The sequence below is a fragment of the Streptomyces sp. NBC_00554 genome (assembly GCF_041431135.1).
Lineage (GTDB): Bacteria > Actinomycetota > Actinomycetes > Streptomycetales > Streptomycetaceae > Streptomyces.
The window spans coordinates 7,401,943-7,419,728 of the sequence record NZ_CP107799.1 but is presented as its reverse complement, the minus strand read 5'-3'; the positions used below and the strand labels follow the sequence as shown (position 1 = coordinate 7,419,728).

The following is a 17,786-nucleotide window of genomic DNA, read 5'->3' as shown; positions in this document are numbered from 1 at the left end:
CGTTCACGCTATGAACGGCTGTCGGCCACGGCGCGCCGAGTGAGCCGTGCGGGGGACATATGGCGTGGCAAACGAGGGAGCCCGGACACTCCTGACGGAGTGTCCGGGCTCCCGGTGATCATCGCGTGCTACTGCGTGCGGTTCTCACCGTGGTAGTACTCGAAGACCCAGCCCCACAGGCCGATCACGATGATCGGGGCCGAGAAGTACAGCAGCCACCAGCCGAAGACGACGCCCAGGAAGGCGAGCGCTCCGCCGATGCCGAGCGTGAGCGGCTGCCAGCTGTGCGGGCTGAAGAAGCCCACCTCGCCGGCCTCGTCCGCGACGTCGGCCTCCTTGTCGTCCTGCGCCAGCGCGTCGACCCGCCGGGCCGTGAAGGCCAGGTAGTAGCCGATCATGACGCACAGGCCGAAGCCCAGGAAGAGCGCCGTGGTGCCGGCGGGCTCCTTCGACCACACGCCATAGACGATCGCCATGGCGAGGACGAAGACCGCCAGCCAGAGGAACAGCTTGCCTTGGACCTTCACTTGCCCGCCTCCTTGCCGCCGGCGAGAGCCTTCTCACCGTGACCGGCGTTCTCGAGCTGGTCGAGAGCGGCGATCTCGGGGTGGTGCAGGTCGAACGCCGGGGATTCCGAACGGATCCGCGGCAGGGTGAGGAAGTTGTGCCGCGGCGGCGGGCAGGACGTGGCCCATTCGAGCGAACGGCCGTAGCCCCACGGGTCGTCGACTTCGACCTTCTTGCCGTACTTGGCGGTCTTCCACACGTTGTAGAAGAACGGCAGGATCGACAGACCGAGCACGAACGAGCTGATCGTCGAGATCGTGTTCAGCGCGGTGAAGCCGTCGGCTGCGAGATAGTCCGCGTAACGACGCGGCATGCCCTCGGCACCCAGCCAGTGCTGGACGAGGAACGTGCCGTGGAAGCCGACGAACAGGGTCCAGAAGGTGATCTTGCCGAGGCGCTCGTCGAGCATCTTGCCGGTCATCTTCGGCCACCAGAAGTGGAAGCCGGAGAACATCGCGAACACCACGGTGCCGAAGACCACGTAGTGGAAGTGCGCCACCACGAAGTACGAGTCCGAGACGTGGAAGTCCATCGGCGGTGAGGCCAGGATGACACCGGTCAGACCACCGAAGGTGAAGGTGATCAGGAAGCCTGTCGCCCAGAGCATCGGGGTCTCGAAACTCAAGGACCCCTTCCACATGGTTCCGATCCAGTTGAAGAACTTCACGCCTGTTGGCACGGCGATGAGGAACGTCATGAAGGAGAAGAACGGGAGGAGTACGCCGCCGGTGACGTACATGTGGTGCGCCCACACGGTCACGGAGAGGCCCGCGATCGCGATCGTCGCGCCGATCAGGCCCATGTAGCCGAACATCGGCTTGCGGGAGAACACCGGGATGACTTCGGAGATGATTCCGAAGAATGGCAGGGCGATGATGTACACCTCTGGATGGCCGAAGAACCAGAAGAGGTGTTGCCACAGCAGGGCCCCGCCGTTGGCGGCGTCGAAGACATGTGCCCCGAATTTCCGATCCGCCTCCAGCGCGAACAGCGCGGCGGCGAGGACGGGGAAGGCCAGCAGGACCAGGACCGCGGTCAGCAGCACGTTCCACACGAAGATCGGCATGCGGAACATCGTCATGCCGGGGGCGCGCATGCAGATGATGGTGGTGATGAAGTTGACCGCGCCGAGGATCGTGCCGAAGCCGGAGAAGGCCAGGCCCATGATCCACATGTCGGCGCCGATGCCCGGCGAGCGGACTGCGTCCGAGAGCGGGCTGTAGGCGAACCAGCCGAAGTCGGCCGCGCCCTGCGGGGTGAGGAAGCCGCCGACCGCGATGAGCGAGCCGAACAGGTAGAGCCAGTAGGCGAACATGTTCAGCCGCGGGAACGCCACGTCGGGCGCGCCGATCTGCAGCGGCATGATCCAGTTCGTGAAACCGGCGAACAACGGCGTCGCGAACATCAGCAGCATGATCGTGCCGTGCATCGTGAACGCCTGGTTGAACTGCTCGTTCGACATGATCTGCGTGCCGGGACGGGCCAGTTCGGCGCGCATCAGCAGCGCCATGACGCCGCCGATGCAGAAGAACGCGAACGAGGTGATCAGATACAGCGTGCCGATCGTCTTGTGGTCAGTGGTGGTGAGCCACTTGATCACAACGTTGCCGGGCTGCTTGCGCCGTACCGGCAGCTCGTTCTCGTACGAGTCCTCCGCTGCGTCGGCGGCACCCTGAGGTTCGTTGAGGATGCTCACAGGTTGTTCGTCTCCCGGTTCTTCTCGGGGTCCGTCTGCTCAATGCCGGCCGGGACGTAGCCCGTCTGGCCCTTCTCCGCGAGCTCCTTGAGGTGGGCCTCGTAGCGCTCGGGAGAGACGACCTTCACGTTGAAGAGCATCCGGGAGTGGTCGACGCCGCAGAGTTCGGCGCACTTGCCCAGGTAGGTGCCCTCCGCGTTGGGGGTCACCTGGAAGGAGTTGGTGTGGCCCGGGATGACGTCCTGCTTCATCAGGAACGGCACCACCCAGAAGGAGTGGATGACGTCACGCGAAGTGAGGATGAAGCGGACCGTCTTGCCCTCGGGGAGCCAGAGGGTCGGCCCGGGGTTGTCCGTCTGCGGGTTCCGCTCGCCCGGCGTGCCGACCTCATAGACGCCACCGGCGTTGGCCGGGAAGTCTTCCTTGAACCGGTCCGGAATGGCGTCCAGGTTCTTGTCGGTCGTGGCGTCACCGGTGGAACCGTCGACGTTCTCGATGTAGTTGAAGCCCCAGCTCCACTGGTAGCCGACGACGTTGATGGTGACGTCGGGCTTCTTGTCGAGGCTGAGGAGCTTCGTCTCGTCGCGGGCGGTGAAGTAGAACAGCACCGAGACGATGATGAGCGGGACCACGGTGTACAGCGCCTCGATGGGCATGTTGTACCGGGTCTGCGGGGGAACTTCGACCTTGGTACGGCTGCGCCGGTGGAAGAACACGCTCCACAGGATCAGGCCCCAGACCAGCACGCCCGTGGCGAGCGCGGCCGCCCACGAGCCCTGCCAGAGGGAGAGGATCCGCGGACCCTCGTCCGTGACCGGGGTGGGAAAACCAAGGCGGGGAAAGTCCTTGTATGTGCAACCGGTAGCGGTAGCCAGGACCAGGCCCGCAGTCATTGCCTGCAGCAGCTTCCGCCGCATCGGGCGCCGCGGCGAGCGGTCGGAGCCGTTGGGACTCACGTAGCGCCTTCCCGAGAGTCTCGCCCGCGCTGGTTGGCTACGGCCTTCTCGCTGGTCGCTCGCCGCCCTGGCACACGGGCAGGGGTTTGGATGTTTATGCGGAGCAAACCCTACTGGACGCTATTTGGGGTCGCGCGGGGAGGGGGGCGCAACGCGCCGCTGGGTTTGGCGGAGGGGGTGAGTTGCCCTGCTCTTGGCTGCTTCTGACGGGGGGTTCGGGGCGCCCAGCAGCTCGGCGGGTGACTCTTGCAGCGCGGCTGCGGGTTCGTTGTGGCTGATCGCGCCGTTCCCCGCGCCCCTTGCGGGGCGCTCCCGTGACCGGACGCTTTAGCGTTGCTGTGTGTCCTACTTCGATGCTGCTTCCGCCGCTCCCCTTCATCCCGTTGCCCGGCAGGCCCTGCAGGCCTCGTTGGACGAGGGGTGGGCGGATCCCGCACGTCTGTACAGGGAGGGAAGGCGGGCCCGGTTGCTGCTCGACGCGGCGCGTGAGGCGGCGGCGGACGCCGTGGGCTGCCGGCCGGACGAACTGGTCTTCACCTCGTCGGGTACGCGGGCGGTGCACTCCGGGATCGCGGGCGCGCTGGCCGGGCGGCGGCGCGTGGGAAGCCACCTGATCGTGTCAGCGGTCGAACATTCTTCGGTGCTCCATTCGGCCGAGGTCCACGAGTCGGCGGGCGGGTCGGTGACCCAGGTACCGGTCGGCCGTACGGGCGCGGTGTCCCCTTCGGCGTACGCGGCGGCCCTGCGCCCCGACACGGCGCTCGCCTGTCTGCAGTCCGCCAACCACGAGGTGGGCACGGAGCAGCCGGTGGCCGCGGTGGCCGAGGCGTGCCAGGCGGCGGGCGTACCGCTGCTGGTGGACGCGGCGCAGTCGCTGGGATGGGGCCGGGTGGAGGGCGAGTGGTCCCTGCTCACGGCAAGTGCCCACAAATGGGGCGGTCCTTCGGGGGTCGGGCTGCTCGTCGTACGCAAAGGTGTGCGGTTCGCTCCTCAAGGGCCCGTGGACGAGCGGGAGTCGGGGCGGGCGGCCGGGTTCGAGAACATTCCCGGGATCGTGGCCGCGGCGGCGGCGCTGCGGGCCGTGCGGGCCGAGGCGGCCGCGGAGGGCGCGCGGCTGCGGGAACTGACGGACCGGATCCGGCTGCGGGTGCCCGAACTGGTCCCGGACGTCGAGGTGGTCGGTGACCCCGAACGCCGGCTGCCCGGCGTCGTCACCTTCTCCTGTCTCTATGTCGACGGAGAGACTCTGCTGCACGAACTGGACCGGGAGGGTTTCTCGGTCTCCTCGGGTTCCTCGTGCACGAGCAGCACGCTGACGCCCAGCCATGTACTGAAGGCGATGGGTGTCCTGACCGAGGGCAATGTCCGGGTGTCGCTGCCACCGGGCGTCCCGGAGGCGGACGTCGACCGGTTCCTGTCGGTGCTACCGGCCGCGGTCTCCGCCGTACGGGAGAAGCTGGGCGCCCCGGCCGCGCCGGCGAAGACTGCCGCCGCCGTCGACTCGCTCGTCGTGAACGCCCTGGGCAGGCGGTGTCCGATCCCGGTCATCGAGCTGGCCAAGGTCATCGGCGATGTCCCGGTCGGCGGCACGGTCCGGGTGCTGTCGGACGACGAGGCGGCGCGCCTGGACATTCCGGCGTGGTGCGAGATGCGGGGGCAGGAGTACGTCGGGGAGGAGCCGGCGGACCACGGTTCTGTGTACGTGGTCCGCCGGATGTCCTAGCTACACCAGGTGGGCCTGGACCTCGGCGGCGGCCTCATGGCCGTACGCCTTGGTGAAGCGGTCCATGAAGCTGGAGCGGCTCAGCTGGTACTCCTGCGTGCCGACCGTCTCGATGACCAGGGTGGCGAGCATGCAGCCGACCTGGGCGGCGCGCTCGTGGGAGACGCCCCAGGCCAGGCCGGAGAGGAAGCCCGCGCGGAAGGCGTCGCCGACGCCCGTGGGGTCGGCCTTGCGCTCCTCCTCGGCGCAGCCGACCTCGATCGGGTCCTCACCGACGCGCTCGATGCGTACGCCCTGCGAGCCCAGGGTCGTGACGCGGTGGCCGACCTTGCCGAGGATCTCCTCCTCGGTCCAGCCGGTCTTGGACTCGATGAGCCCCTTCTCGTACTCGTTCGAGAAGAGGTACGTCGCGCCGTCCAGCAGTATCCGGATGTCGTCGCCGCTCATCCGGGCGATCTGCTGGGAGAAGTCGGCCGCGAAGGGGATCGCGCGGGTGCGGCACTCCTCGGTGTGGCGCAGCATCGCCTCGGGGTCGTCCGCGCCGATGAGGACGAGGTCGAGACCGCCGACACGGTCCGCGACGGCCTTGAGCTCGATCTGGCGGGCCTCGCTCATGGCGCCCGTGTAGAAGGAGCCGATCTGGTTGTGGTCGGCGTCCGTGGTGCACACGAAGCGCGCGGTGTGCAGCACCTCGGAGATGCGTACGGAGCCGGTGTCGACGCCGTGCCTGTCCAGCCAGGCGCGGTACTCGTCGAAGTCGGAGCCCGCCGCCCCGACCAGGATCGGCTTGGTGCCGAGCTGGCCCATGCCGAAGGCGATGTTCGCGCCGACCCCTCCCCGGCGTACGTCGAGGTTGTCGACCAGGAAGGAGAGGGAGACCGTGTGCAGCTGGTCCGCGACCAGCTGGTCGGCGAAACGGCCGGGGAAGGTCATGAGGTGGTCGGTGGCGATGGAGCCGGTGACTGCGATACGCACGGCGAGGACACGCTCCTGCGAGAGGGATGTGAAGGGGCTGGCGTTGACAGTTCACGCTACCCGGTCGGCACGCGGGCTTTGAAGCGGCAAAAACTACCCGATAGTAGATCTTTCTTCGCGGGCTGAACCGTGCCTACGGTGCCGCTATGACAAACCTGAAGGTCCACGGCACCGCTCCGCAAGACCTCGAAGGCGATCTGGCTTCATTGCGCGGGGACTGCGCGCGGATGGCCGAGCACTGGACGGCGCCCGCCCCTGTCACCGCCCTCCCCGTCCCGCCCTCCCTCATCCACGGTGTGACGGTGCCGCCCACTTCGGCCCGGCTGCTGGACGCGATGTCGGACTACGGCGACTGACGAACCTGGAAAAGGCGGGCTGAAACAGCGCCCGCAGGGAACCGTGCGCTCCCCCGCTGCGTCCCATCGCTGTCCCCCGTAAAGGGGATGCGGTATACGACCCTCAGCGCCCTCTTTCGGCGCCCCATCTTGACCGGGCCGGGTCGTCTGGACAGCAGTGGAGTCGAAGGAGCGATGCGGTGAGCACCGAGCGACCGGACAACGAGGCGACCGATTCCGCCGAGGGTGGCGAGACGGCGAAGCCGCGCCGGCGGCATTCCCCGGTGGCCGTCGCCTCGGTCGCGGCCGCGGTCCTGCTCGTCGGGGGCGGCGGGGCGTTCTTCGCCACGACCGCGTCCGGTGGCGGGAACGGCAGCAGCGGCTCCGGGACCCCCGGCGGCGACGGCACTCCCCCGGCACTCGCCCTCGACGGGTACTCCGAGAGCGGGACGAGTGACTCGGGCGGTACGGGCGACCCGAACGGCATCGCGCCGGGTGAGCCCAACCCCTACGGAGCTACCTATCGCGTGGACGGCGAGCTCCCCGACGGCCCGGACTCGGCGCCCGTGTACACGGCGAAGGGCGAGGTGACGAAGGCCGAGGTGGCGCGCCTTGCCGAGGCGCTCGGAGTGGCGGGCACCCCGCGGACGGACGGGGAGGACTGGACGGTCGGCTCCACGAACGACGCCTCGGAACCGAACCTCCGGGTGAGCAGGGACGCGCCGGGGACCTGGACGTACAGCTCGTATCTGCCGGGGACCGACAACTGCCCCAAGGACAAGCGCTGCATCCCGGTCGGGTCCAGCGGCCTTGCCGGTCTGCGACCGGGGGCGGTGAGCGAGGAGGAGGCGAAGAAGGCGGCCGCCCCCGTGCTGAAGGCCGTCGGCCAGGACGACGCGAAGCTGGACGCCACTCAGCTCATGAACGACGACCAGGTACGGGTGGTGAACGCGGACCCGGAGTTCGGCGGGCTGCCCACCTACGGCTGGACGACCGGCATCCAGGTCAGCTCCGAGGGCAAGATCATCGGCGGCAGCGGCCAGTTGAAGGCGCCGGTGAAGGGGGACACGTACCCCGTCATCACCGCGCAGGAGACCCTTGACCTGATGAACGGGGCGGCGTCGGCCTCGGGCGGCGGGGCCAACGGCATCGGCGGCTGCGCCAGTCCCGTACCGCTGAAGGACCGGAACGAGGTGCCGTGCGAGGCATCGACCGTGGCGCCGTCACCCGCGTCTGTGACCGTCGAGAAGGCCACGTTCGGGCTGGCGGTGCACTCGGTGGACGGGCGGCAGGCGCTGGTGCCGTCCTGGCTGTTCGAGGTCCGGGCCGTTGGCGCGGAGGACGTCCTCACGGTGACGCATCCGGCGGTCGATCCGCAGTACCTGGTCTCGCCGAAGGCCGCCCAGGAGCCGACCCCGGCCCCCACGCCTTCGCCGACCGGGACGACCACGTCCAGTGACGTCAAGGTGGAGGGCTACACCGCCGACGGCAAGGACCTGACCGTGAGCTTCTGGGGCGGGGTGTGCAGCAAGTACACGGCCTCGGCGAGCGAGAGTTCCGGCAAGGTGACGGTCACCGTGACCGGCACGTCGAAGCCGGACCAGGTCTGCATCATGCTCGCGAAGGCGATCGATCTCACGGTGCACCTGGACGAGCCGCTCGGTGACCGCACGGTCGTGGGGACGAACGGCAAGGAGATCCCGGAGGGGAAGGACCTCGGCGCCGTGGAGAATTCGGCGCAGCCGCAGTAGCGGCGAGCGGGCCGGCGCAGCCGCAGTCACGGCGAGCGGGTGGACACAGCCGTAGTCACGGCGGCCAGATCGGCGCCGCCGCAGAAACGGCGGCAACGTCACCGCGGCCCCGGAAGCGGCCGTGAGCACGCGAAGGCGGCGTCCCTGTCGGAGGGGGACGCCGCCTTCGTACGCGGGCAGCGGTGAGCCGGGCGCTCAGCCGTGGGCGCGACTTAGCTGAAGGAGTCGCCGCAGGCGCAGGAGCCCGTCGCGTTCGGGTTGTCGATCGTGAAGCCCTGCTTCTCGATGGTGTCCACGAAGTCGATGGACGCGCCGCCCAGGTAGGGGGCGCTCATACGGTCGGTGACGACCTTGACGCCGCCGAAGTCCTTGACGACATCGCCGTCGAGGGAGCGCTCGTCGAAGAAGAGCTGGTAACGGAGGCCGGAGCAGCCGCCGGGCTGAACGGCGACGCGCAGCGCCAGGTCCTCGCGGCCTTCCTGGTCGAGCAGGGCCTTGACCTTGGCCGCGGCCGACTCGGACAGCATGATGCCGTCGTTCACGGTGGTGGTCTCGTCCGATACGGACATCTGCTTCTCTCCCGGGTTGTACGGAGACTGCTTGCCGACAATGGCAACCTGCGGGGCCGCGGATTCATTCCGGGCCGAGCGTGTGTCTTTGCCTTCTCTCTTCATGCTCGCACATGCCCACAAGCGCGGACAGCGGCCTGTGGACAACCCCACGGACACCCGCACGCCACCTGCCGTAGCGGCGTCCGGGATTCACGTCACATCGACGTTATGGCCGTCGTCAAAGTGACGTGAAGCAGTTATGATAGATAACGTCATTTCGACGAAAAGGCTTGTCCCGCATGTCCCGCCGGATCGCTCCCACGAGCCGGCGAGCCGCAGAACAGAAAGGGTGCGTGTCGTGACCACCGCCCAGACCCAGGAGCTCGACGTACAGCCGACGCCCCTCGCCCTGCTGCTGCTCGGCCGCGAGGTCGACCCGAGGAGCGAGCGCGGTGTCGAGTGCCCCGGAGACCTGCCCTCGCCGTCCGACCCGGACCTGGTGGAGCGCGCCCGCGCGGCCAAGGAGAAGCTCGGGGACAAGGTCTTCGTGCTCGGCCACCACTACCAGCGCGACGAGGTCATCCAGTTCGCCGACGTCACCGGTGACTCCTTCAAGCTGGCCCGGGACGCGGCCGCGCGCCCCGAGGCCGAGTACATCGTGTTCTGCGGCGTGCACTTCATGGCGGAGTCCGCGGACATCCTGACCGGCGACGACCAGAAGGTCGTCCTGCCGGACCTCGCCGCGGGCTGCTCGATGGCCGACATGGCCACCGCCGAGCAGGTCGCCGAGTGCTGGGACGTGCTGACCGAGGCCGGGGTGGCCGAGCAGGTCGTGCCCGTCTCGTACATGAACTCCTCCGCGGACATCAAGGCGTTCACCGGCAAGCACGGCGGCACGATCTGCACCTCCTCCAACGCCCAGCGGGCCCTGGAGTGGGCCTTCGAGCAGGGCGAGAAGGTGCTCTTCCTGCCCGACCAGCACCTGGGCCGCAACACCGCCGTCCGCGACATGGGGATGACGCTGGAGGACTGCGTCCTCTACAACCCGCACAAGCCGAACGGCGGCCTCACCACCGAGCAGCTGCGGGACGCGAAGATGATCCTGTGGCGGGGCCACTGCTCCGTGCACGGCCGCTTCTCCGTCGACTCGGTGAACGACGTGCGCGCCCGGATACCCGGTGTCAACGTCCTGGTGCACCCCGAGTGCAAGCACGAGGTCGTCGAGGCGGCGGACTACGTGGGTTCCACGGAGTACATCATCAAGGCCCTGGAGGCGGCCCCGGCCGGTTCCAAGTGGGCGATCGGCACGGAGCTGAACCTCGTACGGCGGCTCGCGAACCGTTTCGCGAGCGAGGACAAGGAGGTCGTCTTCCTCGACAAGACGGTCTGCTTCTGCTCGACCATGAACCGCATCGACCTCCCCCACCTGGTGTGGACCCTGGAGTCCCTGGCGGAGGGCAACCTCGTCAACCGCATCGAGGTGGACCGCGAAACCGAGCAGTTCGCCAAGCTGGCGCTGGAACGGATGCTGGCGCTGCCGTAGTCCGCATGGCTGTTGGGTAGGTAAGGGGCGCCGGCCATTGCCGGCGCCCCTTACTCATCGCCCTAGCGGGAGCAGAGGTCCTGCACTCATCGCCCTAGTAGGAGCAGAGGTCCCGCGAGACCTGCGTCGGGTCGCTGCTCGCGCTGCCCCAGTTGTACTCGTCGAACTTGTTGGCCATCGCGCTGCCCTCTTCGACGATCACGTACGAGGTGTTGTCCCCCGCGTAGTCGTCGTTGCGGAACTCGTTGTCCGTGGTCTGCGACAGCCAGTCCGTCAGACCGCCCTGGTTGTTGAACATCGCGTGCTTGCCCCAGCCGACGTAGACGCTGGGCCGCTCCTTGCCGTATCCCCAGTTGTCGGCGTTGATGTCGGCCGACTCGATCTTGGTCCAGTCGGTCAGGACCTTGTGGCCGCCGTGGGAGCTGAGCAGGAGCGAGGAGCGGGTCCACTTGTTGTCGCCCGCGTACTTCCAGGTGGTGACCACGTGCTCGAAGTCGTACGCGTGGCCGATGACGCCGCTGAAGCCGTCCTTGGGGAAGAACAGCGTGTAGATGACCCGCACCTCGGTGCCGAAGCAGGTCTTGACCGTGGTGTACGTCGGGAAGTAGGTGCCCGGGGCGGCGCAGCCGTAGTCGGTGTCCGGCCACGGCCTCAGCTCGGCGGGCGGCGCCTGCTGGTCACCGTTGACGAAGGCGCTCGACGGCCAGCAGGTGTCGTTGCCGAGGGCGCGGGCGAACTGCCAGTCGGGGGCTCCCGCGGCGATGAAGTCGTTCAGATTGCCCTTCCATTCCAGCGGCTCGTTCGCGCTGGCGGTGGGGGCGGAGGCGAAGGTGCCGAGCACGGCCAGCGCCAGGGCGCCGAGGATCGTGCGGTGCGGGCGCATGGCGGTACGGAGGGAGCCGCGGGGGGCGTTCATGACGGTCCTTTGGATCGGGGGGAACCGGATTGCACAAGAGGTGAAACAGGGGGTCGCACCAGCTCGCCACCGCCGTGAGGTGCGGCGGTGGCGAGTGAGGTCACGCGGGGAAGGGAGCCGTCAGCAGTAGAGATTGGCTCCGGGCGTGACGCCGAGGATCCCGGTGAAGCGGTTGTAGGCGTCGACGCGGCTCTGGACCTGCGCGGGGTTGCGCCCGTCGCATTCCAGGGAGCCGTTGATGCTGCGGATGGTCTGGCCGAAGCCGGCGCCGTTGACCATGGCGTTGTGCGGGGTCATGGTGCCGGGACCGTTCTGGGTGTTCCAGTACCAGAGGCCGGTCTTCCAGGCCACCGCGGCGTCGTTCTGCACGAGCCAGGGGTTGTTGAGCAGGTCGATGCCGAGCGCGTCACCCGCGGCCTTGTAGTTGAAGTTCCAGCTGAGCTGGATCGGGCCACGGCCGTAGTACGCCGCCTGACCGGCCGGGCAGCCGTAGGACTGACCCCAGTCGCAGTACGTGGGGTAGTTCGCGGTGTTCTGCTCGACGATGTAGACCAGACCGCCGGTCTCGTGGTTGACGTTGGCCAGGAAGGCCGCCGCCTCCTGCTTCTTCACCGTGTCACTGCCCGTGTTGGCGAACGCCGGGTAGGCGCTCAGGGCGGCGGTCAGACCGCTGTAGGTGTAGAAGGAGTTCCGGCTCGGGAACATCTGGTTGAACTGCGCCTCGGTGACGACGAATCCGCTCGGGGTGGTGCCGCCGCCGGTGGCCGGAGCCGTCCACTTCTGGTTCGCTGCGCCGGTGCAGGTCCAGATCTGCAGCCGGGTGCCGTTGGCCGAGTTGTTGCCGGCGACGTCGAGACATTTATTCGCCGCGGGGTTGACGATGTCACGCGCGGCCGTCACGACCCACTGCTGGTTGGCGCCGCCGACGCAGTCCCAGAGGTGGATCAGCGCGCCGTCGGCGGTCGAGTTGTTCGACACGTCCAGACACTTGCCGAGCGCCCGGATGGTGCCGTCGGAGCCGACGTTCCACTGCTGGGCCGCGGTGCCGTTGCAGTCGTAGAGCTGCACCGCCGTGCCGTTGGCGGTAGAAGCGCCCGCCACGTCGACACACTTGCCCGCGAGGCCGCTGATCTGGCCGGTGGCGGCCGCGGCGGGAGACGCGGGCAGCACACTCAGCAGACCCACGACGAGGGAGCAGGCGGCGGCGTAGGCCGCACGCCTCCAGCCGTTTCTCATGCCCATGTCATACCTTTCGCCGTTTTGCGCTCAAGTGGGGAGTCGAAAGAGGGGGGTTGAACCTTCGCAAGTCCTTCACCGCTTGTTTTAAGGCGTGAACGAAACCGCGTCAAGGTTTTGGTATGGACCAATTCAAGAACGATGTCTGAACAGGCCATGGAATGGCCAAAGGCCCTCCTCCCGGCGCGAGTTGCGCCGGGAGGAGGGCCCTTCAACAGGCAGGAAAGATCAGACTCCGGCAGGCTCCGGTGCCTTGTCCTCGTCGCCCGCGAGGGCAGCCGCCCCACCGGACTTCGCCGCCCGCTTGGCCGCCTTCTTCTTCGCCCGCCGCTCCTTGCGGAGTTCGACCACCGTGTACAGCGTCGGCACCAGGAGGAGCGTCAGCAGCGTCGACGTGATCAGGCCGCCGATGACGACCACGGCCAGCGGCTGGGCGATGAACCCGCCTTCGCCGGTGACGCCGAGGGCCATCGGGAGCAGGGCGAAGATGGTCGCGAGCGCCGTCATCAGGATGGGCCGGAGCCGGTGCCGGCCGCCCTCGATGACCGCCTCGACCGTGCCGTAACCCTGCTTGCGGTACTGGTTGATCAGGTCGATCAGCACGATCGCGTTGGTGACCACGATGCCGATGAGCATCAGCATGCCGATCATCGCCGGGACACCCATCGGGGTGCCGGTGGCGATCAGCAGACCGATCGCGCCGGTCGCCGCGAACGGGATCGAGACGAGCAGGATCAGCGGCTGGATCAGCGAACGGAACGTCGCCACAAGGAGCATGAAGACGATCGCGATCGCCGCCAGCATCGCCAGGCCCAGCGCCGCGAACGAGTCGTCCTGGTCCTGCGAGACACCGCCGATCTCCGCGGTCGCACCGTCCGGCAGCTTCAGCGCGTCCAGCTTCGAGGTGAGGTCCGCGCTGACGGCGCCCGTGTTGTCGCCCGTCGGCTTCGCCGTGATGGTGGCTGCCCGCTGCCCGTCGATCCGGGTCATGGAGACCGGACCGTCGACCAGCTGCACCGTCGCGATGTCACCGAGCTTCACCGCACCCAGCGACAGGTTCTTCAGCTCGGCGAGCGTCTGAGCCGGCTTCGCCGACTTGATGACGACGTCCCGCTCGGTGTCGTCCAGGATCGCCTTGCCGCTCGTCGTGCCGCGCACCGCCTCACCGACGGCAACGCCGAGCGTCGCGTCGTTGAAACCGGCCGCCGCCGCCTTGGAGTTGGCCTTGACCGAGATACGCGGCACGCTCTGCGCCAGGTCGCTCGTCACGTCGGTCACGTCGTCCAGCTTCGCGACCTCGTCACGGACCTCCTCGGCCGCCTCGCGCAGGACGCCCGCGTCGGCCGCCTTCACGACGACGCTCAGATCCTGGCTGCCGAACCCGTCCCCGGCCGCGACCGTGGTCGTACCGACACCGGAGAGCTTGCCGAGCCCCTCCTCGATACGGTCCTGGACCTCGTCGGCCGAAGCCGAGTCCTCCAGCATGACCTGGTACGAGGCCTGGTTGGTGTCCGTGCCACCGCCGAACGCGGCCATGAAACCGGACGAACCGATGGTGACCTGGTAGTCCTTGATGCCGTCGACACCGGCGAGCATCTTCTCGACCTGCTGGGCCGAGGCATCGGTCGCCGCCAGGCTGGTGCCCGGCTTCAACTCCTGCTTGACGGTGAGGACTTCCTGCTCGCCCTGGTCGAAGAAGTTCGTCTTCAACAGGGGCGCCATGCCGAACGTGCCGACGAGGACGACGATCGCGATCGCCACGCTCGTCAGCCTGCGCCGGGTCGCGAAGCGCAGCACGGGAACGTAGAAGCGCTGGAGACGGCTGCGCGCCTCCTTCTCCTCCGCCTTGCGGCGCGCCTCCTCGGCGTCCGCCGGGGTGCCCTTGGGGGCGCGCAGGAACCAGTACGACAGCACCGGTACGACGGTGAGCGAGACGAGCAGGGACGCGAGCAGCGCCGCCGTGACCGTCAGGCTGAAGGAGCCGAACAGCTCGCCCACCATGCCGCCGGTCAGGCCGATCGGCAGGAAGACGGCGACCGTGGTGAGCGTCGAGGAGGTGACGGCGCCCGCGACCTCGCGGACCGCCTTGAGGATCGCCTCCTCGCGCTCCTCGCCGTACCCGAGGTGGCGCTTGATGTTCTCCAGGACGACGATCGAGTCGTCGACGACCCGGCCGATCGCGATGGTCAGCGCGCCGAGCGTGAGCATGTTGAGCGACAGGTCGCGGGTCCACAGGACGATCAGCGCGAGGACCACGGACAGCGGGATCGAGACCGCGGTGACGAGGGTCGAGCGGATCGAGGCCAGGAACACCAGGATGACCAGGACGGCGAAGAGGAGACCCAGCGCGCCCTCGGTCGTCAGACCGTCGATGGACTTCTTCACTGCCGGACCCTGGTCGCTGACGACGGTGATCGTCGCCCCCGCGCCCAGGTCCCCCCGCATGTCCGCCAGCCTGTCCTGGACGGCGTCGGAGATGGCGACCGCGCTGCCGTCGTGGTCCATGGTGACGTTCACGGCGAGACTCGGCTCGCCGTCCGTACGCGTGATGGAGTCGGCGGTGGCCTGCTCCTCCTTGACCGTGGCGACGTCGGCGAGGCGTACCGGCTTCTTGCCCGGGGTGCCCGTGACCATCAGGTCCTGGATCTGCTTCAGCGAGGTGAAGCCGCCGCCGACCTGGACGGTGCGGTTGCTGCCGTCCTCGTCGAAGGAGCCCGCCGGGACGGTCACGCCGCCCGCCTGAAGGGCCTGGCCGATCGCGGCCGAGGTGAGCCTGGCCTTCGCCGTCTTCGTGCCGTCGGGCGTGACGGTGACCTGGAGGTCGCGCACGCCGTCGACGGTGACCTGTCCGACCCCGTCGATGCCCTTCAGGTCGGGCACGACCGTCCGGTCGAGCTGGTCGGAGAGCGCCTGCTGGTCCCTGTCGGAGGTGACGGCGAGCAGGCGATCCGGTTGTCTGACTTTCAGCCGTGTCCTGAGCAGGATGGAGTCGTTGTACGGAGCAGCGGTCAGCTCTCCGAAGCTGATCGACCGAGAAAGCGCCCCGCGCCCAGGAAAGCGACGCGGGGTCCCCGCCCCGCCCGGGTCCACACCGGGCGGAAAGCGTCCGGCGGGGCGGATACCCGAGTCACCGAACCGCCGCGGCCAGCGGTGAGCGAGGCGGCAGGTACCGCACACGATGAGCACCCACGCGGCAGCCAACCGCGCGGGCACCGACTCGGGGCAGGAGTCCAGCCCACGCCACGGGCAGGCCCGAAATCCCAAGTCGGCCCAGGAACACCTCAGCTCATCAGCGACGCTGAATCGGGACAGCCACAGACTGTGGCATACGCGACAGGAGCGGGCCACCTCGTACATGTACGCGGGGCCCGCCCTACGCCCTCGGCGTGCGATCCGTCGCCCTCGGTTCATTTCCTTGTACGGCGCCCACTACAGGCGCAGTACACCCCGGTGGATCTCACTCCACCCTTGGACGGACCAGCCCCGACTCGTACGCGATCACGACCAGCTGGGCCCGGTCCCGCGCACCCAGCTTGGCCATGGCCCGGTTGACGTGCGTCTTCACCGTCAGCGGGCTCACTTCCAGCCGCTCGGCGATCTCGTCGTTGGAGTGCCCGCCCGCCACCTGCACCAGCACCTCGCGCTCACGGCCGGTCAGCGCGTCGAGCCGCTCGGCGCGGGCGGGATCACGCTCGTCGTCCAGGCCGTCGCCCTGCGCGAGGAACTTCGCGATCAGTCCCTTGGTGGCCGCCGGGGACAGCAGCGCCTCGCCGCCCGCCGCGATCCGGATCGCGTTCAGCAGCTCCTCGGGCTCGGCCCCCTTCCCGAGGAACCCGGACGCGCCCGCGCGCAGCGACTGCACCACGTACTCGTCGACCTCGAAGGTCGTCAGCATCACGACCCGTACGTGCGCGAGCCCCGGGTCTGCGGTGATCAGCCGGGTGGCGGCCAGCCCGTCGGTGCCCGGCATCCGGATGTCCATGAGCACGACGTCGGCCCGCTCCTGCCGTACAAGCCGCACGGCCTCGGCGCCGTCGGACGCCTCGCCGACCACCTCCATGTCGGGCTCGGAGTCGACGAGCACCCGGAAGGCGCTGCGCAGCAACGCCTGGTCGTCGGCGAGCAGGACACGGATGGTCATACGGCGGCCCCTCTGGCAGGCGTGAGGTTCTTGACCGGAAGGATCGCATGGACCCGGAAGCCGCCTCCGTAGCGGGGACCGGCCGTGCAGCTCCCGCCGAGTGCGGTGACCCGCTCACGCATTCCGAGCAGCCCGTGCCCGCCGCCCTCTTCCGGCCCCTCGTCCTTCCCGGGCCCGTTGTCCAGAACGGTCACTTCCACGTTCGGTCCCACGCGTACGACGCTGACCTCGGCCTTCGCCTCCGGGCCCGCGTGCTTCTGCACATTGGTGAGGGCTTCCTGGATGACGCGGTACGCGGCGAGGTCCACAGCGGCGGGCAGGCCGGCGTCCTGCTCAGCGCGGGCCACCTCCACCGGGAGCCCCGCGTTGCGGAAGGTGTCGGCGAGCTCGTCGAGGCGTCCGAGCCCCGGGGCCGGCTCGGTGGGCGCCTCGGGATCCCCGGTCTGCCTCAACAAGCCGACGGTGGCACGGAGTTCGTTGAGGGCGGAGCGGCTGGCCTCGCGCACGTGGGCGAGCGCCTCCTTGGCCTGGTCGGGCCGCTTGTCCATCACGTGCGCGGCCACTCCGGCCTGCACATTGACCAAGGCGATGTGGTGGGCCACGACGTCGTGCAGATCGCGGGCGATGCGAAGCCGCTCCTCGGCCACGCGCCGGCGGGCCTCTTCCTCCCGGGTCCGCTCCGCGCGTTCGGCGCGTTCCCTTATGGCGTCCACGAAGGCGCGGCGGCTGCGTACGGCGTCGCCCGCGGCGGCGGCCATGCCGGTCCACGCGAAGATGCCCAGGTTCTCCTGGGCGTACCAGGGCAGCGGGCCCGCGAGCATCGCGGCCGCCGTCAGGACGGTCATCATGAGCAGGCCCACGCGCCACGCCGTGTGGCGGTCCGTGGCCGAGGCGACCGTGAAGAGGGCCACGACTGCGGACATCGCGACCGGGGCTCTGGGGTCGCCGACCACCAGCTCCACGAGGGAGACGGTGCCCGTCGCGGCGAGGACCGTCATGGGGGTGCGGCGGCGGAAGACCAGGGCTGCGGCGCCGAGCACCATCAGGGTCAGGCTGAGGGCGTTCGGGGTGCGGGTGATCCAGGTCGCGCCGTTCTCCGCGTGGGGGTCCACGAAGGAGCCGGCCAGCATGCAGGCGAGGACGCCTGCGGCGAGCGTGGCGTCCACCGCCAGGGGGTGGGCGCGGGCTCTGCACCTCGTGCGCTCTAGGGGGGTGCTCACGTCGTTTACGGTACGGGGCGGGTGCGGGGGTTGGAACGGGTGCTACCTGGTGCCGCCGGGCGCCGGGTTTTTTCGCCCCCTCCGCCCCTACCCGTCCCTTGCTTCCTGGGGGCTCCGCCCCCAGACCCCCGCATCGCGCTGACGCGCTCGTCCTCAAACGCCGGACGGGCTGAAAG

General features: G+C 68.9%; 14 protein-coding genes. 4 read left to right on the top strand and 10 right to left on the bottom strand.

The features are described from left to right. Positions 1-128: 128 nt before the first annotated feature. Genes OG266_RS32655 through coxB form a run of 3 tightly spaced genes read right to left on the bottom strand, consistent with a single transcriptional unit; the run spans position 129 to position 3,219 of the window. Positions 129-527 (bottom strand): cytochrome c oxidase subunit 4, encoded by a 399-nt coding sequence (locus OG266_RS32655; RefSeq protein ID WP_266465063.1) that lies wholly within the window; start codon positions 525-527, stop codon positions 129-131. Beyond that, the gene (ctaD, locus tag OG266_RS32650) at positions 524-2,263 is read right to left on the bottom strand and encodes a cytochrome c oxidase subunit I (protein ID WP_326723660.1); all 1,740 of its coding nucleotides are present in this window, start codon (positions 2,261-2,263) and stop codon (positions 524-526) included. Before ctaD ends, OG266_RS32655 begins: the two co-directional genes overlap by 4 nt. Beyond that, positions 2,260-3,219 carry a cytochrome c oxidase subunit II gene (gene coxB / locus OG266_RS32645; protein ID WP_266465056.1) on the bottom strand — a complete coding sequence of 320 codons (960 nt, stop codon included), beginning with the start codon at positions 3,217-3,219 and terminating at the stop codon, positions 2,260-2,262. The genes ctaD and coxB overlap by 4 nt, the downstream gene beginning before the upstream one ends. Positions 3,220-3,559: 340 nt before the next feature. On the opposite strand from coxB, the gene OG266_RS32640 reads away from it, so the two are divergent. After that, a complete protein-coding gene (locus tag OG266_RS32640; protein WP_371550087.1) occupies positions 3,560-4,942 on the top strand; it encodes a cysteine desulfurase/sulfurtransferase TusA family protein in 1,383 nt (460 codons plus the stop codon). Here OG266_RS32640 and OG266_RS32635 read toward each other — a convergent pair whose 3' ends face one another. Then, positions 4,943-5,917 (bottom strand): carbohydrate kinase family protein, encoded by a 975-nt coding sequence (locus tag OG266_RS32635; protein WP_371550086.1) that lies wholly within the window; start codon positions 5,915-5,917, stop codon positions 4,943-4,945. It abuts the gene before it with no gap. A gap of 146 nt (positions 5,918-6,063) precedes the next feature. Between OG266_RS32635 and OG266_RS32630 the strand changes: the two genes are divergently transcribed. After that, positions 6,064-6,273, top strand: coding sequence for a hypothetical protein (locus OG266_RS32630; RefSeq protein WP_266465046.1), 210 nt, complete (start codon positions 6,064-6,066; stop codon positions 6,271-6,273). A gap of 179 nt (positions 6,274-6,452) precedes the next feature. Continuing rightward, the gene (locus tag OG266_RS32625; protein WP_371550085.1) at positions 6,453-8,003 is read left to right on the top strand and encodes a hypothetical protein; all 1,551 of its coding nucleotides are present in this window, start codon (positions 6,453-6,455) and stop codon (positions 8,001-8,003) included. 212 nt (positions 8,004-8,215) lie between these two features. Here OG266_RS32625 and OG266_RS32620 read toward each other — a convergent pair whose 3' ends face one another. Further along, positions 8,216-8,572 (bottom strand): iron-sulfur cluster assembly accessory protein, encoded by a 357-nt coding sequence (locus tag OG266_RS32620; RefSeq protein WP_266465040.1) that lies wholly within the window; start codon positions 8,570-8,572, stop codon positions 8,216-8,218. 331 nt (positions 8,573-8,903) lie between these two features. Here OG266_RS32620 and nadA point away from each other — a divergent pair, with 331 nt between their 5' ends. Next, positions 8,904-10,097: a quinolinate synthase NadA gene (nadA, locus tag OG266_RS32615; RefSeq protein ID WP_371550083.1), complete on the top strand. Its 1,194-nt coding sequence runs from the start codon at positions 8,904-8,906 to the stop codon at positions 10,095-10,097. 94 nt (positions 10,098-10,191) lie between these two features. Here nadA and OG266_RS32610 read toward each other — a convergent pair whose 3' ends face one another. The 5 genes from OG266_RS32610 to OG266_RS32590 all read right to left on the bottom strand — a co-directional run bounded on the left by OG266_RS32610 (position 10,192) and on the right by OG266_RS32590 (position 17,610). Next, positions 10,192-11,013, bottom strand: coding sequence for an NPP1 family protein (locus tag OG266_RS32610; protein ID WP_371550080.1), 822 nt, complete (start codon positions 11,011-11,013; stop codon positions 10,192-10,194). Between the two features lie 120 nt (positions 11,014-11,133). Continuing rightward, the gene (locus OG266_RS32605) at positions 11,134-12,249 is read right to left on the bottom strand and encodes a glycoside hydrolase family 19 protein (protein WP_371550078.1); all 1,116 of its coding nucleotides are present in this window, start codon (positions 12,247-12,249) and stop codon (positions 11,134-11,136) included. Between the two features lie 228 nt (positions 12,250-12,477). Beyond that, on the bottom strand, positions 12,478-15,513 hold the full coding sequence (locus OG266_RS32600) for an efflux RND transporter permease subunit (protein WP_371550076.1): 3,036 nt from the start codon (positions 15,511-15,513) through the stop codon (positions 12,478-12,480). 193 nt (positions 15,514-15,706) lie between these two features. Then, the gene (locus OG266_RS32595; protein ID WP_266465025.1) at positions 15,707-16,390 is read right to left on the bottom strand and encodes a response regulator transcription factor; all 684 of its coding nucleotides are present in this window, start codon (positions 16,388-16,390) and stop codon (positions 15,707-15,709) included. After that, positions 16,387-17,610: a sensor histidine kinase gene (locus tag OG266_RS32590; RefSeq protein WP_371550074.1), complete on the bottom strand. Its 1,224-nt coding sequence runs from the start codon at positions 17,608-17,610 to the stop codon at positions 16,387-16,389. The genes OG266_RS32595 and OG266_RS32590 overlap by 4 nt, the downstream gene beginning before the upstream one ends. Positions 17,611-17,786: the final 176 nt, after the last annotated feature.